This window comes from Campylobacter sp. GB48 (genome assembly GCF_049221845.1).
GTDB lineage: Bacteria > Campylobacterota > Campylobacteria > Campylobacterales > Campylobacteraceae > Campylobacter_D > Campylobacter_D lari_C.
Window position 1 is genome coordinate 1 of sequence record NZ_JBMJAR010000076.1, and the last position, 877, is coordinate 877.

Genomic DNA, 877 nt, shown 5'->3' on the forward strand with positions numbered 1-877 from the left:
TTTTTATTTCTAGATCCTCTTGCGATATCTAAAGGGGTGGTTGGGGTGACAAAATTTACATTAGCTCCTAGTTCGATTAAAAGCTTTGTAACCTTATAAGTTTCAGGTTCGCTTACAGCTTCAAATAAAAGGGTTTCATTATTGCATTTTCTTAATTTACTAAAAGTTTGCATATCCACATTAGCCCCTCCTTTAATAGCTAGCTCTAATAATTCATAATTATTGCGTCTAACCCAAAAATGCATAGGAGTCCTACCGGAATATCCTTCATCATGCACTTCAAATTTAGCTCCACGATTGACTAGATATTGTATGATTTGAGAATTTGGATTATCGGCATTGAGTATATAATAATAGATTAGGGCATTTTTGTAAATATTAGGCTCGCCTTCTACTTCTTTCATTAAGATGTATTTTTCATTAGCTTCTTTGATATGTTTCATATCAATAAGAACAAAATTATATTTAGGATCTTTTAAACTTAAACCATACTCATCAAATAAATAATCTAAAATAGAAAAATCATTATTATTTTCTTCACAAGCAAATGCGGCTCTTGTTATTAAGTTAAAAGGATCAAATAAAGGGAAGTCTCCATCTTTATCTTTGATATTAAGCTCATAACAAGATATTTTTACAGGATAATCTTTTAAAATATCTTTTACCTTGGCTAAATCATTATCATCTATAGCTTCAAGAACTAAATCTTCTAATTCATCTTTTTGTTTGTAACTCATAGCTTTGATATCTTCTAGTTTTTTCATTGTTTTTCCTTTAGTTTTTTTGTATTTGTTTGTTTTTGTTTAATTCCTCTTCTATATTAGCAGGATTGTTTAAATTTAATCTTTTTATCATGATTTTATTAGGCGCTACTCCT

Annotated in this window: 1 protein-coding gene; it reads right to left on the reverse strand. The window is 28.7% G+C overall.

All coding sequences use genetic code 11. The features are described from left to right. A partial coding sequence (locus tag ACOTVC_RS08875) for an ankyrin repeat domain-containing protein (RefSeq protein ID WP_421628385.1) occupies nucleotides 1-764 on the reverse strand: 764 nt, incomplete at its 3' end. Nucleotides 765-877: the final 113 nt, after the last annotated feature.